Source organism: Leptothrix cholodnii SP-6 (assembly GCF_000019785.1).
Taxonomy (GTDB): Bacteria; Pseudomonadota; Gammaproteobacteria; order Burkholderiales; family Burkholderiaceae_C; genus Sphaerotilus; species Sphaerotilus cholodnii.
On record NC_010524.1, the window covers coordinates 1,139,859 to 1,157,339 of the forward strand.

Sequence of the window (17,481 nt, forward strand, 5' to 3'; positions counted from 1 at the left end):
GCGCGATTGTGCCGGGTCTGCTGCAGTGCAGCATCTAGGGTGCAGGCTCTAAGGATCAGCGATCGTGACCGGGTGGCAGCAGCGCGCCCCGCCGCCACAGCGCCGGGAAGATCTTCACCCACAGCCCCGCCACCAGCAGCACGCCCACGCCGCCCAGCACCACCGAGCCGACCGGCCCGAGCAGCGCCGCGGTGGCGCCCGACTCGAACTCGCCTAGCTGGTTGCTCGCGCCGATGAACACCGAATTGACCGCGCTGACCCGGCCGCGCATCGCGTCGGGGGTTTCGAGCTGCACCAGGGTCTGTCGGATCACCACGCTGACCATGTCGACTGCGCCCGAGAGCGCGAGCGCGGCGATCGACAGCCACAGCGAGGTCGACAGCCCGAACACCAGCATGCAGACGCCGAAGATCGCCACCGAGCCGATCAGCCAGCGCCCGGCGTGCTGCATCGCCGGGCGGCTCGACAGCCAGGCCGACATCAGCAGCGCGCCCGCGGCGGGTGCGGCGCGCAGCAGGCCCAGGCCCCAGGGGCCGGTGTGCAGGATGTCTTTCGCGAACATCGGCAGCAGCGCGGTGGCTCCACCCAGCAGCACCGCGAACAGGTCGAGCGAGATCGCGCCCAGCAGCACCGGCTGGCCGCGCAGGTAGTGCACGCCCGCGAACACGCTGGCCCAGCTGCGGGCCTCGGTGGAGGCGACCGGGTCGGCGTGGCGGATGCCGATCGCCAGCCCGCTGCCGGTGATGAACAGCGCGCCGCACAGCGCGTAGACCACCGCCGCGCCGGCGGTGTAGAGCAGGCCGCCGATGGCCGGGCCGGCAATGATCGCCAGCTGCATGCCGCTCGAACTCACCGCCACCGCCCGCGCCAGCAGCGCGCCCGGCACGAGCAGCGCCGGCAGCGCCTGGCTGGCCGGCATCTGGAAGGCCTTGGCCACGCCCAGCGCCACCGACAGCAGCAGGATCAGCTCGCGGTTGATCCACAGATCGTGGCTGGCCAGCACCAGCATCAGCGCCACCAGCCCCTGCGCCAGCGTGGTGGCCTGCAGGATGCGCGCACGGTGCAGGCGGTCGGCCATGTGGCCGGCCGGCAGCGTCAGCAGCAGGGCCGGCAGAAACTGCGCCAGCCCGACCAGGCCGAGATCCCAGGCGCTGCCGGTCAGGTCGTACATCTGCCAGCCCAGCGCCACCATCATCATCTGGTTGGCGAGCTGGGTGGTCAGGCGCGTGAACCAGAACATCCGGTAGGGCCGGATGCGCAGCAGCGCGGCGAACGAGGTGTCGGCCGCTTCGGCCTCAGGGGTGGGGGCGGGTGTCGTCACCGTTTCGAGAATAGCGGCCTGTTGCCTCAGGACCGGAACAGCCGCGAGTACTGCGCCTCGTGCTGCGCCGACAGGATCGCCAGCATCGGCGTGTGCGCCTGGCGCTGCTCGTCGCCGAGTGCCAGGGCGCTGTCGATTGCCGCCGGCAATGCCTCGACCAGCACCGCCAGGATGCGCTGGCCGGCGCTCTGGCCCAGCGGCACGGTTTTCAGCGCGGCCTGCACCATGTTCTCGGCCCAGCCGAAGCCGTGCGCCAGCAGCGCCTCGCGCAGCGGCGAGCCGGTGCGCGCCAGCGCCAGCGCATGCGCCACCGGCCAGGTCGGCGCGGGCTTGAGCGCGGCGAGCTGGGCCAGCCGCGGGTCGACGGCAACGTCCGCATGGGCGGCCACATGCGCGGCATCCCGCGTGCGCAGCCATTCGAGCAGCGAGCGGCCCATCTGCTCGGTCTGCTGACGGAACTCGCTGCTCTCGCGCGTCACGCGCACCCAGCTGTTGAGGGCTTCGATGCGGTCGATGTCGACCGAGCCCGTCTCACTGTCACCGCGCCAGGCCGGGATCGCCTGCGCCACCACTGCCAGGTCGGCCCGCGCCAGCGCCAGGTGCAACTGGTCGACCAGCCAGGTGCGGGCCTGCGCCTCGGTGGTGACCAGGCCGGCGTCGACCGCCGATTCGAGCCCTTCGGAGTAGCTGAAGCCGCCCACCGGCAGCGCCGGCGAGGCCAGCCACATCAGCTGCAGCAGGGCGCTGGCGCTCAGGCCGGCATCGCTGGGTGCGGCCATCAGTGCTTGCCGTGATCGTGGCCGTGGTGGCCGCAACCGGGGCCGTGCACGTGCGGCTTGGCGGGCGCGGCGCTGACGGGGATCGACAGCGGCTTGCCGCGTGCGGCGGCCTGTGCCACGGTCTCGTGCGTGTGGTCCGAACCATGGGCGTGATCGTGATGATCGTGCGCGTGGTCGTGTGCGTGCGCGTGGTCATGACCGTGTTCATGCGCCGGCGCAGGCTTGTGCTCATGGCCGTGCGCGTGGCCGGCATTGGCGTAGGCGCCGGCTTCGGGCTCGAACGGGGCCTGTGCCTCGGTCACGATCAGGTGCATCTGGCGCAGCATGTCGGCCAGCACGTGGTCGGGTTCGAGCTGCAGCTGATCGGGCTGCAGTTCGAGCTGCACGTGGCGGTTGCCCAGGTGATAGGCGGCGCGCAGCAGGTCGAACGGCGAGCCGTGCTGGGTGCAGGCGCGCACCACCAGCACGGCCTGCGGCGCGGCGACGACGCGGATCAGGCTGCCGTCTTCGGCCACCAGCACGTCGCCACCGCGCACGGCGGTGCCGCGCGGCAGGAACACGCCGACGTGGCGGGCCTGGCTGTCGGTGGCGTCGAAACGGCTTTTCTGGCGGGTGTCCCAGTCGAGCTCGACGCTGGCGGCACGCTTGAGCAGCACCGCGGCCAGGCCGCGGCCTTGCGGGATCAGTTTGTTGACGGTCAGCATCGGGGCAACCTCAGGTGGGAATGCATCGGTTCGGCACGAGCGCCGGGGTGGGTGCGGATTGTCCACGAGCGCGCCGACACGCACGAGCGTGTGGCTGCGGCGTGACCCGGCGCCGCGGCGTCAGCGCAGCACCGGCGCGTCGGGCAGCTCGTTGACGTCGGCAGCGCCTTCGCCGCGCGGGAAATGCGTGGCCAGCAGGTGATCGACCGCCGCCACCGCCGCCTGCAGGCCGGCGTCGAACCGGCCGGCCTGAAAGGCGTCGTGCATCTGCGCCACGATGGCCTGCCACTGCGCCGCGCCGACCTGCCGGTCGAGGCCCCGATCGGCCACGATCTCGATCGCGCGGTCGGCCAGCAGCAGGTAGATCAGCACGCCGTTGTTGGCCTCGGTGTCCCAGACACCGAGTTCGCCGAACAGCTCGACGGCGCGCTCGCGGGCGCTGGCGTTGCGCCACAGGTCGGCCAGCGGCAGGCCGGCCTCGATGCAGACGCGGATCTCGCCGTGGTGGCGGCCTTCGCTGGCGCGCACCTGCGCCTGCACGTGGTCGATCGTGTCGCGGCCGAGGCGGCGCGGCACGTCGGCGGGGTCGCTCCAGAGGTGTCGAACGAAGCGCACGAGGCGCTGCCACGGGGTGCGTGCCATCACCAGCTCCCGGAGGCGCCGCCGCCGCCAAAATTGCCGCCGCCGCCCGAGCGGAAGCCGCCGCCGCCCCCGCCTCCACCCCAGCCACCACCGCCGCCGAGGCCGCCACCCGGGCCACCCCAGCCGCCGCGTCGACCGCGTCCGCCGGCCGACTGCAACGTGCTGAAGGCGCCGGCAAACAGCGCCACCAGCAGGCCGAGCAGCCCGGCCACCACCGCCAGCACCAGGCTGGTCGACAGGATCCAGGCGAGCGTGCCGACACCCCCGGCCGTCAGCACCGGGCCGAGCTTGCGGCCGAACAGGTCCGACAGCGTCTTGGCGATGATCGGCACGCCGACGAAGGCCAGCATCGCCAGCGACTCCCAGTCGATGCCGGCGTTGCCTTCGGCGCCACGCGGTTGCGGTGCCGGCAGTGCCTCGCCCTTGACCAGCGCGCGCAGCTGCTCGATGCCCTGGCCGATGCCGCCGGCGAAGTCGCCGCGCTTGAAGGCCGGCGTGAGCGCGCTGTCGATCACCCGCCTGGCCGCCAGGTCGGGGATCGCGCCTTCGAGCGTCTTGGCGACCTCGATGCGCATGCGCCGGTCGGCGCTGGCGACCACCAGCAGCAGGCCGTCGCCGATGTCGCGGCGGCCGATCTTCCAGCTGTCGGCCACGCGCTGGGCGTAGCTGGCGATGTCCTCGGGCTGCGTGGTGGCGACGATCAGCACCACCATCTGGGTGCCGAGCTCGGTCTCGATGGCCGTGAGCCGGGCCTCGATGGCGCTGCGCTGCTGCGGGTCGAGCAGCGCCGCCTGGTCGATCAGGTGGCCGGTCAGCGCGGGCACCGGCTGCACGTCCTGCGCGCGTGCGGGCGTGCTGTCGAGCGTCAGCCAGAGGCTCAGCAGCAGGGCCAGCCAGGTGGCGAGTCGGCCGGACCGATCGAACCGACGATGGGCCGTCATCGCAGCGTCCGGCTCACTTGGCGGGGGGGGCGGGCTTGTCGAAGCTGATCGTCGGCGGGGCCGAGATCTGCGCCTCGTTCTGCACCGTGAAACCGGGCTTGACGTCGTAGCTGAACATCATCGCCGTCAGGTTGGTCGGGAAGCTGCGCGCCAGCACGTTGTAGTCGGTCACCGTCTTGATGTATCGGTTGCGCGCCACGGTGATGCGGTTCTCGGTGCCTTCGAGCTGCACCCGCAGGTCCTGGAAACCCTGGTTGGCCTTCAGGTTGGGGTAGTTCTCGGTCACGACCAGCAGCCGGCTCAGCGCGCCCGACAGCTCACCCTGCGCGGCCTGGAATTTCTGGAACGCCGCCGGGTCGTTGATCAGCTCCGGGGTGGCCTGGATGCTGGTGGCCCTGGAGCGCGCCTCGATCACCCGGGTGAGCGTCTCCTGCTCGAAGTTGGCCTCGCCCTTGACGGTGGCGACCAGGTTGGGCACCAGGTCGGCGCGCCGCTGGTACTGGTTGAGCACCTCGGCCCAGCCGGCCTTGACCTGCTCGTCCAGGCGCTGGAATTCGTTGTAGCCGCAGCCGGTCAGGCTGGTGGCAAGCAGCAGCGCGAACAGGCTGCGGATCAGGCGTTGCGACATCGGTTCTCTCCCGTCTCGAGGGCCGCACGGATGGGCGCCCTCATGGCAAGTGAGGCGGTGTACCACAGCTTCAAGACGGTGCCCGGCGCCGCTGCGGGACAATGCCGGCCACACGAGACCGGCCGCATCAGGCGCGCCGGCTCATCCGCCTGGAGCCCCCATGAACTTGCCCGACGCCGCCGCCGTGCAGCAGGAACAGCTTGAAATCACCCTCGCCACCGCCACCGAGCTGTGCGAGTTGGGCCTGGGTTGCATGGTCGACATCCGCCAGGGTTTCGAGATCGAGCTCAAGGGCGCGATCCCCGGCACCACCCACATCCCGCTGTGCGAGGTCAAGCTGCTGCTCGGCCACGCGCTCAACGAGGACGAGCAGGACACGCTCGACGCCGGCACGCCCAGCGCGATCGACGTGCAGGCCTTCATCCGCATGGTCAACCAGATCCACCATGTGCGCGATTGCATCCTGCTGTGCGTGTGCAACAGCGGCCGGCGCAGCCTGGTGGCCGCGCGCATGCTGAGGTCGCTCGGCTACGCGCGGGCGTATTCGGTGCAGGGCGGCTTCCAGGCCTGGAAGGCCGTCAAAGCCCAGGCCGAAGCCCAGGCCCAAGGCGACGCGCAGCCGGATCAGAACAGGAAATAACGCTGCGCCATCGGCAGCACCTGGGCCGGTTCGCAGGTCAGCAGCTGGCCGTCGGCGCGCACGCTGTAGGTCTGCGCGTCGATCTCCATCACCGGCGTGGCGCCGTTGTGGATCATGTCGGCCTTCTTGACGCTGCGGATGCCACGCACCGCGGCGAGCCGCTTGTGCAGGCCGTAGCGCGTGCCCACGTCGTCGGCCAGTGCGGCCTGTGACAGGAAGGTCAGCGAGGTGCGCGCCAGCGCGCCGCCGAAACTGCCGAACATCGGCCGGTAGTGCACCGGCTGCGGCGTCGGGATGCTGGCGTTGGGGTCGCCCATCGCGGCCAGCGCGATGAAGCCGCCCTTGAGCACCAGGCTGGGCTTGACGCCGAAGAACGCCGGTTTCCAGAACACCAGGTCGGCCCACTTGCCGACCTCGATCGAGCCGACCTCGTGGCTCATGCCGTGAGCCAGCGCCGGGTTGATCGTGTACTTGGCGATGTAGCGCTTGATGCGTGCGTTGTCGTGGCGGTCGGTGTCACCCGGCAGCTTGCCGCGCTGCACCTTCATCTTGTGCGCCGTCTGCCAGGTGCGGATCACCACCTCGCCGACCCGGCCCATCGCCTGGCTGTCGCTGCTCATCATGCTGATGGCGCCCAGGTCGTGCAGGATGTCCTCGGCGGCAATCGTCTCGCGGCGGATGCGGCTTTCGGCAAAGGCCAGGTCCTCGGCGATGCCGGCGTCGAGGTGGTGGCACACCATCAGCATGTCGAGGTGTTCGTCGAGCGTGTTGACCGTGTACGGTCGCGTCGGGTTGGTCGACGACGGCAGCACGTTGGCCTCGCCGACCACCTTCATGATGTCGGGCGCGTGGCCGCCACCGGCGCCTTCGGTGTGGAAGGTGTGGATGGTGCGGCCCTTGAACGCGGCCACGGTGTCCTCGACGAAGCCCGATTCGTTGAGCGTGTCGGTGTGGATCGCGACCTGGATGTCGGTCTGCTCGGCCACGCTCAGGCAGCAGTCGATCGCCGCCGGCGTGGTGCCCCAGTCCTCGTGCAGCTTGAGCGCGATCGCGCCGGCGTCGACCTGCTGGCGCAGCGCCTCGGGCCGGCTGGCGTTGCCCTTGCCGAAGAAGCCCAGGTTCATCGGGAAGGCGTCGGCCGCCTGCAGCATGCGCGCGATGTTCTCGGGGCCGGGCGTGCAGGTGGTGGCGAAGGTGCCGGTGGCCGGGCCGGTGCCGCCGCCGAGCATGGTGGTCACGCCCGAGGCCAGCGCCTCGTCGATCTGCTGCGGGCAGATCCAGTGGATGTGGCTGTCGATGCCGCCGGCCGTGACGATCAGCCCCTCGGCTGCGATCACCTCGGTGCCCGGGCCGATGACGATGTCCACGCCGGGCTGGATGTCCGGGTTGCCGGCCTTGCCGATGGCGGCGATGCGGTTGCCACGCAGGCCGATGTCGGCCTTGACGATGCCCCAGTGGTCGACGATCAGCGCGTTGGTGATGACGCAGTCGACCGCGTCGGCGGCGCCCGGTCCGTTGACGCGCTGGCCCTGGCCCATGCCGTCGCGGATGGTCTTGCCGCCGCCGAACTTGACTTCTTCGCCGTAGCCGCCGGCGCGCAGCGTCAGATCGTCCTCGACCTCGAGGATCAGCTCGGTATCGGCCAGCCGCAGACGGTCGCCGATCGTGGGGCCGAACATCTCGGCATAGGCGCGGCGGGGGATCGTTGCCATTTATGTTGTCCCTCAATCATCCAAGCAACTGGCTCGACGAAGTCATCCAGCAATGTCCAGCAGCGGCAGGCGCTACGTGGGGGTGGGTCAAAGACGGCCTTGCACCAGGCCGCGGAAGCCCCAGACCTGGCGGTCGCCGGCCAGGTCGACCAGCTCGATCGTGCGCTGCTGGCCGGGCTCGAAACGCACCGCGGTGCCGCTGGCGATGTTGAGCCGCATGCCGCGAGCCGCAGCGCGGTCGAAGCTCAGGCCGGCGTTGGTCTCGGCAAAGTGGTAGTGCGAGCCGACCTGGATCGGCCGGTCGCTGGCGTTCTCGACCACCAGCGTGAGCGTGCGGCGACCGGAGTTGATGACCAGGTCGGCGCCGTCGGTGAGCAGTTCGCCGGGCGTCATCACTTCCTCCGTGCCAGCCAGATCGCACCCGCGAACACCGCCAGGAACAGGTAGAGGCTGGCATCACCCGAGTGCCAGTGGCTGATGCCGGGCAGGCCGTGGCCTTCATGGGCAGCGGCGGGCAGGGCCGACAGCAGGGTGGACAGGAGCAGGGCGCAGCGGGTGGCGGAACGGGTCATCAGGTGTCTCCGAAGTGGGGCGTCAGTTCACGAGGTGGTGCGGAACGGATTCTTCATGCAATGGGCTGGTGCACCGTGACCAACTTGGTGCCGTCGGGGAAGGTGGCCTCGATCTGGATGTCGGGGATCATCTCGGCCACGCCGTCCATCACCTCGTGGCGGGCCAGCACCCGCTTGCCGTCGCTCATCAGTTCGGCGACGGACTTGCCGTCGCGGGCGCCCTCCATGATGGCGGCGCTGATCAGCGCGACGGCTTCGGGGTAGTTGAGCTTGAGTCCGCGGGCCTTGCGGCGCTCGGCCAGCAGGGCGGCTGTGAAGATGAGGAGCTTGTCCTTCTCGCGGGGGGTGAGTTCCATGGGCAGGCGCTTGGGTTGGGCGGGTCACGCGAGTGTGACTCAGGCGCAAGCGGCGTGCCATAGGGGCGCCCGCAGGCGCACCGTCGCCGGCAACCGGTGTCAGAAACGCGCGACCAGCCCGGCGCTGACCAGCCCGTAGCGCTGCGAGAAGCGCGCCGCGGTCTGCGTGTTGTAGGCCAGCGGCAGCTCGCCCAGGAACTGGTGCTGCAGGTACTGGGCACGCAGCAGGGCGCTGAGGTGCTCGGTCAGGTCCAGGCGCAGCTCGCCGATCAGGATGTGGTTGCGCTGGTAGCCGGCCTCGCCGCGCTGGCGCAGCAGGGCGTCGATGTCGCGCCGCCAGGTCTGAGCGAACTCGTAGCCGATCGCCGCCGACCAGCCGCTGCGCTCGAGCCGCAGCGAGCCGCCGAGGTGGGCGAGGCGGGCGCGGTAGTTCGACTCGCGCAGCGCGTCGTACGGCAGCAGGGCGTTGGGCACGCTGAGGGTCAGCGCGTCGGTGCAGCTGCCGGCGGGCCGCGCCACCAGGCGTTCAGCGCCGAAGTCGAGCCCGTACGGGCAGCCGGCGACGCTGGCGCTGCCGGTCACGCCGCGGTTGCCGACGCGGCTGTGGCCCAGCCCGACGAACGCCGACGCGCTCAGGCCGGCGGCCGGCAAGGGCCTGCTGGCGATCAGGTCGAGCTGCAGCTGCCGATCGCGCGGCTGCAGGATCTGCAGCTCGCCGAGCTGCGAATCCAGGCTGCCGGCGACCAGCGGGCGACGGGTCGCGCGGGTCAGGCGGTGGGCCTGGTTGCCCCAGGCGCTGGCCCGCACGGCCCAGCGGGCGGCGTGCTCGTGTCGATCGGGTTGATCGAGCTGCCACTGCGCGGCGGTCTGCCAGGTGGTGAGCCGATGGGTGTCGCTGCGGTCTTCGATGGCGCGTTTCCAGAGCGCGAACTCGCCGCTCAGTCGGCCCTGGCGGGCCTGCAGGCGCAGGTGCTGGCCGGCGTAGTCGCCGATCGAGGTGCCGGCGTAGGCGCTCGACGCGCGCAGGCCCAGCACGTCGAGGCGCTCGTTGGCGAGATCGCGCGCCAGCTCGAACTGCCAGGCGATCCGGCCGGGCCGTTCGGTCGACAGCCGCACCGGCTCGGCGCTCAGCAGGGCGTCCAGCGGTGCGGCGGTGACGCCGGCGCAGGCCGGCAGCAGCGCGCACAACGCGGCGCGGCGCAATCCCGTGATCAGAACGTCACCCGGCCCAGCACCGCGGTGCCGGTGATGCGCTCGGCCGTGCGGCCGCTTCCGTCCGGCATCTTCACGCTGATCTTGCGCAGCCCGAAGCGCGAGCCGTCGGCATGGCGCAGATCGAGTTCGTTGACGACCAGCCGCACGTTGAACGTGCCGGTGGCGTCGAGCAGGTTGTCGAGCAGGGGGATCTGGTTCGGGTACTTGCCCTTCATGCGCGCGGCCAGCACCTGCAGGTCGAGTGCGACGCCGCTCTGGCTGCTGGTCAGCATGCTGCCGTCCAGATCTTCGAAGGCGACCCGGCCGGTGCCGATCTCGACGCCGCTCGATGAGCGGGCATAGAAATACAGCTCGGACTTGTCGGTGATGCTGGCGCTGACGATGCCGGTGACCTTGTCGCGCTTGAGCACCAGGCGGTCGATCAGCACCTGCAGCAGCCGGTCGCCGCCGCCGGCGACCTCCTCGACCTCCAGCGCCACCGCGATGCGCGAGCCGTTTTTCGGCAGCGCCAGCGTGCTGGCCTGCAGCGGCAGTTCCAGGCGCGTCAGGCTGCCCAGGCTGTGGCCGGTGAGGTCGATGCCGGCGCCGAACGCCGTCAGGTCGTAGCTGGTACGGCCGCCGGCCAGGCTGGGGCCGACCAGCGTGAAGCTGTCGTCGCTGGCGTAGACGTACTGGGCGCGGCCGATGTTGTCGTTGTCGCGGCAGCGGCCGCGGGCGATCTCGACCTCGTTGTCGTCGTCGAGGTTGGTGTCGGAAATGATGCCGTTGACCGCGCCGTTGTTGAAGTCGTCGCGGATGTCCGCATAGCTGTTCTTGCCCTTGATCGACTTGACCAGCAGCACCAGGCCTTCGCGCGCCAGGCGGGCGGCGTTGGCGCGGGCCGTGTCGGTCCAGGTGGCGGTGGGCACGCTGGCAAAACCGGCCGTGGCGGCGGCTTCGATCAGGTCGCCCAGGTCGAGGTCGCGTTCGAGGATCGAGCCGCTGGTGGTGTGCGCGTTCACGTAGCTGACGATCGCGCCCGCCGCCGCCTCGAACGCCACGGCCGGGTCGCCGCCGGCGGATTCGACGATCTCGGCGATCTCGTTGAGGATCTTGATCACCGCCGCGGCGGTCGGGCCGAGTCGGGTGTGCGTGGCCGGGTTGAAGGTGCTCGCATCGACGTTGTCGAGCCCGAGCTTGGCCAGCACGGTGCGGAACTGGGTCTCGCTCAAGCCGCTGGCGAGCTGCATGGTGGTGAAGGGCGACACCACCGGCGCGTGCGCGCGGGCCCGGAAATGGCCACGCGGCGCCTTCAGCGTGGTCTTGTCGTAGCCGGTGCCGGCCAGCGACACCACCGGCGCCTCGCAGGCCGGGCTGAAGGTGAAGGCGCCGCTGTCGTCGGTGCTGGCCTGCGCCTCACCGCTCTGCCATGTGCCGTTGCTGTTGCTGTCGCAGAACACGGTGGCGTCGACCACCAGGTCGTCGACCAGCACGCCGCTCGACGAGGAGGTCGAGCCCCCGCCGCAAGCGGTCAGGCCGAAGGCGATCAGGATGGCGGCAGACAGTGCACGCAGATTGGGCATGGATGAGGCTCCGTCAGAAGGTGTGGCCCGAGGCGGCCACGGCAGGTGGGGATGGTTGCCCGGCGATGCGCTGGCATCGCGGGCTGGAACGCCGGTCACTCTAGGTGCCGTCCCGACGCCGGCAAGGACTGAATATGTGCGGGATTCACTCCCTTGATCGCGGGCCTGTGAGCGCTGGTATCGGATACAAGCCCGATGTGACGTGTGTATCCGGACGGCATGCGGCCGGTCTGGTGGCCCGATGTCGGGGCGTCGTGCTCGCATCTGGGTCGATGTGCACTACGGTGGTGCCTTGATGATCTCGGGTTGGTGCGGCGGCGGCGCCGCGGCCCGACGGGCGGGTGGTGCGGTTCTTGTTACTCAGCACGGTCCACCATGTCTGCGTCCAACCCCTCCATGTCCCTGCCGCTGCCGGCCGCGCCCGATTCGAACGCGGCGCCCGAGCCCTTGTCGCCTGAAGCACCGGCGGCGCCGCAGCGTGTCATCAAGGTCCGGCGCGACTACAACAGCTGGGTCGCCAGCGAGACCAAGGAGGACTACGCCTTGCGTTTCGCGCCGCGCTCGTTCCGGCGCTGGAGCGAATGGCGGGTGGCCAACACGGCGCTCGGCGGCGCCTCGTCGTTCCTGGTGCTGGAGGCGGTGGGCGCCACGCTGCTGGTGCAGTACGGCTTCGTCAACGCCGCCTGGGCGATCCTGGCCACCGGGCTGGTGATCTTCCTGGCCGGGCTGCCGATCAGCTACTACGCCGCGCGCTACGGCCTCGACATGGACCTGCTGACACGCGGCGCCGGTTTCGGCTACATCGGCTCGACGCTGACCTCGCTGATCTACGCCAGCTTCACCTTCATCTTCTTCGCCCTTGAAGCGGCGGTGATGGCCTATGCGCTCGAACTCGCGTTCGACATCCCGCCCGCCTGGGGCTACCTGGCCTGCGCGCTGGTGGTGATCCCGCTGGTCACGCACGGCGTCACGCTGATCAGCCGGCTGCAGGTCTGGAGCCAGCCGCTGTGGCTGGTGATGCTGGTGCTGCCGTATGTCTACGTGTTCGACCGCAACCCCGGCGTGCTCGACGAACTGGTGACCTACGGCGGCGAGCACGGCATCACCGGCTTCGACGGGCTGGCCTTCGGCGCGGCCATGACGGTGGGCATCGCGCTCATCACGCAGATGGGCGAGCAGGCCGACTACCTGCGGTTCATGCCCGAACGCCGGCCGGGTCGGCGCGGGTCGTGGTGGCTGGGCACGCTGGTGGGGGGCTCGGGCTGGGTCATCCCGGGGGTGCTGAAGATGCTCGGCGGCGCGCTGCTGGCGTACCTGGCGATCAGCCACATGGTGCCGCTCGACCGCGCGGTCGACCCGAACCAGATGTACCTGGCGGCCTACGAGTACGTGTTCCCGAACTACGGCTGGGCGGTGGCGGCCACGGCGCTGTTCGTGGTGGTGTCGCAGCTCAAGATCAACGTCACCAACGCCTACGCCGGCTCGCTGGCCTGGAGCAACTTCTTCTCGCGGCTGGCGCACAGCCACCCGGGGCGGGTGGTGTGGATGCTGTTCAACATCCTGATCGCGCTGGTGCTGATGGAGCTCGACGTGTTCCAGGCGCTCGGCGGCGTGCTGGGCCTCTACAGCAACCTGGCGATCAGCTGGATCATGGCGGTGGTGGCCGATCTGGTGATCAACAAGCCGCTCGGCCTGTCGCCCAAGGGCATCGAGTTCCGGCGCGCCTATCTGTACGACATCAACCCGGTCGGCGTGGGTGCGATGGTGGCGGCGTCGCTGCTGTCGGTGGCGGCCTACCTCGGGCTGTTCGGCGCGATGGCGCAGGCCTGGTCGGCGCTGATCGCGCTGGTCACCGCCTTCATCGCCTCGCCGCTGATCGCCTGGGCCACCCGCGGGCGCTACTACCTGGCGCGCACGCCCGAGGTGCCGGTCGGGCAGGGCTGCGCGGGCGTCGTGATCCCGATCCGGCCTGTGGTCGAAGGCCCGGGCCGCTACGTCCGTCTGGGCCAGGGTCCGAGTGCTGACGGCGCGCTGCAGCTGGCGGTGTGCTGCATCTGCGAGCGCGAATACGAGTGCGACGACATGGCCGGCTGTCCGGCCTACGGCGGGCCGATCTGCTCGCTGTGCTGCACGCTCGACGCCCGCTGCAACGACCTGTGCAAGCCGCACGCGCGCCTGTCGGTGCAATGGAGCGCGGCCTTGCAGCGCCTGCTGCCGAGCCGCGTCTGGCCTTATCTGGACAAGGGCCTGGGCCATTTCGTGCTGCTGATGCTGGTCGTCACGCCGCTGATGGCGCTGATGTTCGGCGTGCTGTTCCACCAGGAGCTGCGCTCGCTCGCCGCGCGCGGCCTGCAGGAGGACGCCTTCCTGTGGCCGGTGCTGGCCGAGGGCCTCAAGTCCGGTTTCATCAAGGCCTACGCCACGCTGCTGCTGACCGCCGGCGTGGTCGCCTGGTGGCTGGTGCTGGCGCACAAGAGCCGGCTGGTGGCGCAGGAAGAATCGAACCGCCAGACCCAGGCGTTGAACGAGCAGGCGCAGGCGCTCAACGAGCAGGCGCTCGCACTCAAGCGCGAGATCGAATCGCACCGCCAGACCGACCTGCAGCTGCAGGAGGCCAAGCGCGTGGCCGACGCCGCCAACCAGGCCAAGAGCCGCTACATCACCAGCATCAGCCACGAGCTGCGCACGCCGCTGAACTCGATCCTCGGCTACGCGCAACTGCTCGAGGAAGACGACGCCATGCCGGCGCACCGCAAGCAGGCGGTCAGCGTGATCCGGCGCGGTGGCGACCACCTGCTGTCGCTGATCGAGGGCACGCTCGACCTGGCGCGCATCGAGAGCGGCAAGCTCGCGCTGGCGATCAAGCCGATGCGTTTTGCCGACGCGCTGCACGAGATGGCGCACCTGTTCGCGCTGCAGGCCGCCGCCAAGGGCATCGGCTTTCGCAGCGAGTTCGACCCCCACCTGCCCGAGGCGGTGCGCGCCGACGAGAAGCGGCTGCGCCAGATCCTCATCAACCTGCTGGGCAACGCGGTCAAGTTCACCGTCTCCGGCGACGTGATCCTGCGGGTGCAGTACGCCCGCGAGATCGCCCGCGTCGAGATCATCGATTCCGGCCCCGGCATGGACGCGGCCGAGCTCGAGCGGGTGTTCGAGCCCTTCGTGCGCGGCTCCTCGGCCGGCGCCACCGCGGGCGGCGGCACCGGCCTGGGCCTGACCATCAGCCGCATGCTGTGCGACCTGATGGGCGGCGAGATGACGGTGGAAAGCACGCCCGGCGTGGGCAGCACCTTCCGGCTCAAGCTCTTCCTGCCGGCGGTGCACGGCAGCCGCGCCGAGCACAAGATCAGCCCGCCCAACCGCAGCGGCTACGAAGGGCCGCGCCGGCGCATCCTGGTGGTCGACAACGAGGAGGCCGACCGCGGCCTGCTGCTCAGCGTGCTCGAACCGCTGGGCTTCGAGCTGCTTCAGGCGGCCAGCGGCGAGGACTGCCTGGCGCTGCTGCAGGGCCTGCCCGAAGCAACCCGCCCCGACGCGATCTTCATGGACCTGGCGATGCCCGGCATCGACGGCTGGGAGACGCTGCGGCGCATCCGCGCGCTCGGCCTGAGCGAGGCCGGCGCGGCGATCGTGTCGGCCAATGCCTTCGATCAGGCGCTGGAAAACGACGTCGGCATCACGCCGGCCGATTTCTTCGTCAAGCCGGTGCGGGTGCCCGACCTGCTCGACTGGCTCGGCCAACGCCTGCGCCTCGCGTGGATCGAGGGCGCGCGCGCGCCGGTGCCGCCGTCCGCGCCGTCGGGCCCGCCGGGCGCCGCCGCGTGGGTGCTGCCGCCGGCGGCGCTGCTGCGCGAGCTCGACGAACTGGCCACGCTCGGCTACCAGCGCGGCATCCTGCGCAAGCTCGACGAGATCGAACGCGGCCATGCCGACTGCCGCGGCTTCGTCGACCACCTGCGCCAGCTGGCCCGGCAGTTCCAGCTTGATACCCTCGCGGCCCTGCTGCGCCGCGCCCTGGATGAACAGCCCCATGCTTGATCGCAACAACAACGACCTGGTGCTGATCGTCGACGACGTGCCCGACAACCTGGCGGTGCTGCACGATGCGCTCGACGAATCCGGCTACACCGTGCTGGTGGCCACCAACGGCGCCGATGCGATCGCGCGTGCATCGCAGGCGCAGCCGCACATCGTGCTGCTCGACGCGGTGATGCCGGGCATGGACGGCTTCGAGGTGGCGCGCCGGCTCAAGGCGCTGCCGGCCACGGCGCACATTCCGATCGTCTTCATGACCGGCCTGACCGAAACCGAACACGTGCTGGCCGCCTTCGCCGCCGGCGGCTGCGACTACGTCACCAAGCCGATCCGTGCCCGCGAGGTGCTGGCGCGCATCGCCGCCCACATGCACACCGCGCGCGAGCAGCAGCTGGCGCGCAACGCGCTCGACGCCTTCGGCCATGCCAGCCTGGTGGTGCGGCTGATCGACGGCCGCATCCTGTGGCAGACCGCGCTGGCGCGCCAGCTGCTGGCGCCCGCCGATGCCGAGCCGGGCTGGGAGAGCCGGCGCGCGCCCACGCCGGTGCTGGCCTGGCTGCAGCGCGAGACCACCCGCCTGGCGGCGCAGCCGGTGCCGTCGAACGCCCAGGCCGCGTCGGTCGAGCTCGACGTCGGCGGGCGCCAGCTGCGCTGCACGTTGCAGGAATCGACCGGCGACGGCGAGTGGCTGGTGGTGCTGCGCCAGGCCGACGACGCCGCCACGCTCGAGGCCCTGGTGCTGGCCTTCCGCCTGACCCCACGCGAGGCCGAGGTGCTGTACTGGCTGGCCAAGGGCAAGACCAACCGCGACATCGGCGAGATCCTCGGATCGAGCGCCGCCACGGTGAAGAAGCACCTCGAACACGTCTACGAGAAGCTGGGCGTCGAGACCCGCAACGCGGCGGCGGCGGTGGCGATCGGCAAGGTGGCGCAGCTGGGGCGATGAACGGCTACGCCATCTGGCGTATGTGAGATTTCACCGCCCGTGCCGACACTGGGTCATCCCGTTAGCGCCTTGCCTCAACGGTTTCATCTCAGCCCAGGAGTCACTCGCATGAAGTCTTCCCGTCGCACGTTTGCCCAACGCCTGACCGCCGTCACGCTCGGCGTGGCCGCCATCAGCCTGCCCCTGCTCGCCCAGGCCGCCGACACCATCAAGGTGGGCGTGCTGCACTCGCTGTCGGGCACGATGGCGATCTCGGAAACGGTGCTCAAGGACACCGTGCTGATGGCGATCGACGAGATCAACGCCAAGGGCGGTCTGCTCGGCAAGAAGCTCGAGCCGGTGGTGGTCGACCCCGCATCCAACTGGCCGCTGTTCGCCGAAAAGGCCAAGCAGCTGCTGACGCAGGACAAGGTCGCCGTGACCTTCGGCTGCTGGACCTCGGTGAGCCGCAAGTCGGTGCTGCCGGTCTATGAAGAATTGAACGGCATGCTGTTCTACCCCGTCCAATACGAGGGCGAAGAGCTCAGCAAGAACGTGTTCTACACCGGTGCTGCGCCGAATCAGCAAGCGATCCCCGCGGTCGAGTACCTGATGAGCAAGGACGGCGGCTCGGCCAAGCGCTTCGTGCTGCTGGGCACCGACTACGTCTACCCGCGCACCACCAACAAGATCCTGCGCGCCTTCCTGAAAGCCAAGGGCGTGAAGGAAGAAGACATCATCGAGGAGTACACCCCGTTCGGTCACTCCGACTACCAGTCGATCATCGCCAAGATCAAGAAGTTCGCTTCCGAAGGCAAGAAGACTGCCGTGGTGTCGACCATCAATGGCGACTCCAACGTGCCCTTCTACAAGGAACTCGGCAACCAGGGCCTGAAGGCGACCGACGTGCCGGTGGTGGCTTTCTCGGTGGGTGAAGAAGAGCTGCGTGGCGTGGACACCAAGCCGCTGGTGGGCCACCTGGCTGCATGGAACTACTTCATGAGCGTGAAGAACCCGGCCAACACCGAGTTCGTCAAGAAGTGGAGCGAGTACGCCAAGGCCAAGAAGATCCCCGGCCACATGGACAAGCCGCTGACCAACGACCCGATGGAAGCCACCTACATCGGCGTGCACATGTGGGCCCAGGCCGTCACCAAGGCCAAGAGCACCGACACCGACAAGGTGATCGCGGCGATGGCCGGCCAGACCTTCAAGGCGCCGGGTGGTTTCACCAGCACGATGGATAAGGAAAACCATCACCTGCACAAGCCCGTGTTCATCGGCGAAATCAAGGCCGACGGCCAGTTCAACGTGGTGTGGAAGACCCCGGGCCCGGTCGTGGCCGACCCGTGGAGCGACTACATCGCCGAGAACAAGGGCAAGAAGAACGTGCCGGAAAAGAAGTAAGTCGAACGGGCGGCGCACTCACCTGATGTGCCGCCCCTTCTT

The 17,481-nt window shown here is 69.9% G+C and carries 16 protein-coding genes; 4 read left to right on the forward strand and 12 right to left on the reverse strand.

The annotated features are described in order from the left end of the window. Positions 1 to 55 precede the first annotated feature (55 nt). From LCHO_RS05350 to LCHO_RS05375, 6 genes are all read right to left on the reverse strand, one after another. Positions 56 to 1,321 carry an MFS transporter gene (locus LCHO_RS05350; RefSeq protein ID WP_012346100.1) on the reverse strand — a complete coding sequence of 422 codons (1,266 nt, stop codon included), beginning with the start codon at positions 1,319 to 1,321 and terminating at the stop codon, positions 56 to 58. Between the two features lie 26 nt (positions 1,322 to 1,347). Beyond that, positions 1,348 to 2,100 carry an urease accessory protein UreF gene (locus LCHO_RS05355; RefSeq protein ID WP_012346101.1) on the reverse strand — a complete coding sequence of 251 codons (753 nt, stop codon included), beginning with the start codon at positions 2,098 to 2,100 and terminating at the stop codon, positions 1,348 to 1,350. Beyond that, positions 2,100 to 2,804 carry an urease accessory protein UreE gene (ureE, locus tag LCHO_RS05360; protein ID WP_012346102.1) on the reverse strand — a complete coding sequence of 235 codons (705 nt, stop codon included), beginning with the start codon at positions 2,802 to 2,804 and terminating at the stop codon, positions 2,100 to 2,102. Before ureE ends, LCHO_RS05355 begins: the two co-directional genes overlap by 1 nt. A gap of 120 nt (positions 2,805 to 2,924) precedes the next feature. Then, positions 2,925 to 3,446: a TPM domain-containing protein gene (locus tag LCHO_RS05365; protein ID WP_012346103.1), complete on the reverse strand. Its 522-nt coding sequence runs from the start codon at positions 3,444 to 3,446 to the stop codon at positions 2,925 to 2,927. Then, positions 3,446 to 4,387, reverse strand: coding sequence for a TPM domain-containing protein (locus LCHO_RS05370; protein ID WP_012346104.1), 942 nt, complete (start codon positions 4,385 to 4,387; stop codon positions 3,446 to 3,448). Before LCHO_RS05370 ends, LCHO_RS05365 begins: the two co-directional genes overlap by 1 nt. Before the next feature lie 13 nt (positions 4,388 to 4,400). Further along, positions 4,401 to 5,015 carry a LemA family protein gene (locus LCHO_RS05375; RefSeq protein ID WP_012346105.1) on the reverse strand — a complete coding sequence of 205 codons (615 nt, stop codon included), beginning with the start codon at positions 5,013 to 5,015 and terminating at the stop codon, positions 4,401 to 4,403. Between the two features lie 160 nt (positions 5,016 to 5,175). On the opposite strand from LCHO_RS05375, the gene LCHO_RS05380 reads away from it, so the two are divergent. After that, positions 5,176 to 5,655, forward strand: coding sequence for a rhodanese-like domain-containing protein (locus LCHO_RS05380; RefSeq protein ID WP_012346106.1), 480 nt, complete (start codon positions 5,176 to 5,178; stop codon positions 5,653 to 5,655). On the opposite strand, the gene ureC is transcribed toward LCHO_RS05380, so the two are convergent. The 6 genes from ureC to LCHO_RS05410 all read right to left on the reverse strand — a co-directional run bounded on the left by ureC (position 5,640) and on the right by LCHO_RS05410 (position 11,072). Continuing rightward, positions 5,640 to 7,367, reverse strand: a complete 1,728-nt coding sequence (gene ureC / locus LCHO_RS05385; RefSeq protein WP_012346107.1) for an urease subunit alpha — start codon at positions 7,365 to 7,367, stop codon at positions 5,640 to 5,642. The genes LCHO_RS05380 and ureC overlap by 16 nt on opposite strands. 87 nt (positions 7,368 to 7,454) lie before the next feature. After that, positions 7,455 to 7,760, reverse strand: a complete 306-nt coding sequence (locus LCHO_RS05390; protein ID WP_012346108.1) for an urease subunit beta — start codon at positions 7,758 to 7,760, stop codon at positions 7,455 to 7,457. Then, on the reverse strand, positions 7,760 to 7,939 hold the full coding sequence (locus LCHO_RS05395) for a hypothetical protein (RefSeq protein ID WP_012346109.1): 180 nt from the start codon (positions 7,937 to 7,939) through the stop codon (positions 7,760 to 7,762). The genes LCHO_RS05390 and LCHO_RS05395 overlap by 1 nt, the downstream gene beginning before the upstream one ends. 53 nt (positions 7,940 to 7,992) lie before the next feature. After that, the gene (ureA, locus tag LCHO_RS05400; protein WP_012346110.1) at positions 7,993 to 8,295 is read right to left on the reverse strand and encodes an urease subunit gamma; all 303 of its coding nucleotides are present in this window, start codon (positions 8,293 to 8,295) and stop codon (positions 7,993 to 7,995) included. Between the two features lie 99 nt (positions 8,296 to 8,394). Next, positions 8,395 to 9,498, reverse strand: coding sequence for a hypothetical protein (locus LCHO_RS05405; protein WP_012346111.1), 1,104 nt, complete (start codon positions 9,496 to 9,498; stop codon positions 8,395 to 8,397). Positions 9,499 to 9,506: 8 nt separating this feature from the next. Continuing rightward, positions 9,507 to 11,072 carry a hypothetical protein gene (locus LCHO_RS05410; RefSeq protein ID WP_012346112.1) on the reverse strand — a complete coding sequence of 522 codons (1,566 nt, stop codon included), beginning with the start codon at positions 11,070 to 11,072 and terminating at the stop codon, positions 9,507 to 9,509. A gap of 396 nt (positions 11,073 to 11,468) precedes the next feature. Between LCHO_RS05410 and LCHO_RS05415 the strand changes: the two genes are divergently transcribed. From LCHO_RS05415 to urtA, 3 genes are all read left to right on the forward strand, one after another. Then, positions 11,469 to 15,110 (forward strand): hybrid sensor histidine kinase/response regulator, encoded by a 3,642-nt coding sequence (locus tag LCHO_RS05415; protein WP_150105420.1) that lies wholly within the window; start codon positions 11,469 to 11,471, stop codon positions 15,108 to 15,110. Then, positions 15,103 to 16,053: a response regulator transcription factor gene (locus LCHO_RS05420; protein ID WP_012346114.1), complete on the forward strand. Its 951-nt coding sequence runs from the start codon at positions 15,103 to 15,105 to the stop codon at positions 16,051 to 16,053. The genes LCHO_RS05415 and LCHO_RS05420 overlap by 8 nt, the downstream gene beginning before the upstream one ends. A gap of 108 nt (positions 16,054 to 16,161) precedes the next feature. Continuing rightward, entirely contained in the window at positions 16,162 to 17,439 is a 1,278-nt protein-coding gene (gene urtA / locus LCHO_RS05425; RefSeq protein WP_012346115.1) for an urea ABC transporter substrate-binding protein, read from the forward strand. The last annotated feature ends 42 nt before the right edge of the window (positions 17,440 to 17,481 follow it).

Coding starts and splice junctions, on each gene's coding strand:
- LCHO_RS05355 (WP_012346101.1), bottom strand. CDS start 2,100: ATGGCCGCACCCAGCGATGCCGGCCTGAGCGCCAGCGCCCTGCTGCAG.
- ureE (WP_012346102.1), bottom strand. CDS start 2,804: ATGCTGACCGTCAACAAACTGATCCCGCAAGGCCGCGGCCTGGCCGCG.
- LCHO_RS05365 (WP_012346103.1), bottom strand. CDS start 3,446: ATGGCACGCACCCCGTGGCAGCGCCTCGTGCGCTTCGTTCGACACCTC.
- LCHO_RS05370 (WP_012346104.1), bottom strand. CDS start 4,387: ATGACGGCCCATCGTCGGTTCGATCGGTCCGGCCGACTCGCCACCTGG.
- LCHO_RS05375 (WP_012346105.1), bottom strand. CDS start 5,015: ATGTCGCAACGCCTGATCCGCAGCCTGTTCGCGCTGCTGCTTGCCACC.
- LCHO_RS05380 (WP_012346106.1), top strand. CDS start 5,176: ATGAACTTGCCCGACGCCGCCGCCGTGCAGCAGGAACAGCTTGAAATC.
- ureC (WP_012346107.1), bottom strand. CDS start 7,367: ATGGCAACGATCCCCCGCCGCGCCTATGCCGAGATGTTCGGCCCCACG.
- LCHO_RS05390 (WP_012346108.1), bottom strand. CDS start 7,760: ATGACGCCCGGCGAACTGCTCACCGACGGCGCCGACCTGGTCATCAAC.
- LCHO_RS05395 (WP_012346109.1), bottom strand. CDS start 7,939: ATGACCCGTTCCGCCACCCGCTGCGCCCTGCTCCTGTCCACCCTGCTG.
- ureA (WP_012346110.1), bottom strand. CDS start 8,295: ATGGAACTCACCCCCCGCGAGAAGGACAAGCTCCTCATCTTCACAGCC.
- LCHO_RS05410 (WP_012346112.1), bottom strand. CDS start 11,072: ATGCCCAATCTGCGTGCACTGTCTGCCGCCATCCTGATCGCCTTCGGC.
- LCHO_RS05415 (WP_150105420.1), top strand. CDS start 11,469: ATGTCCCTGCCGCTGCCGGCCGCGCCCGATTCGAACGCGGCGCCCGAG.
- LCHO_RS05420 (WP_012346114.1), top strand. CDS start 15,103: ATGCTTGATCGCAACAACAACGACCTGGTGCTGATCGTCGACGACGTG.
- urtA (WP_012346115.1), top strand. CDS start 16,162: ATGAAGTCTTCCCGTCGCACGTTTGCCCAACGCCTGACCGCCGTCACG.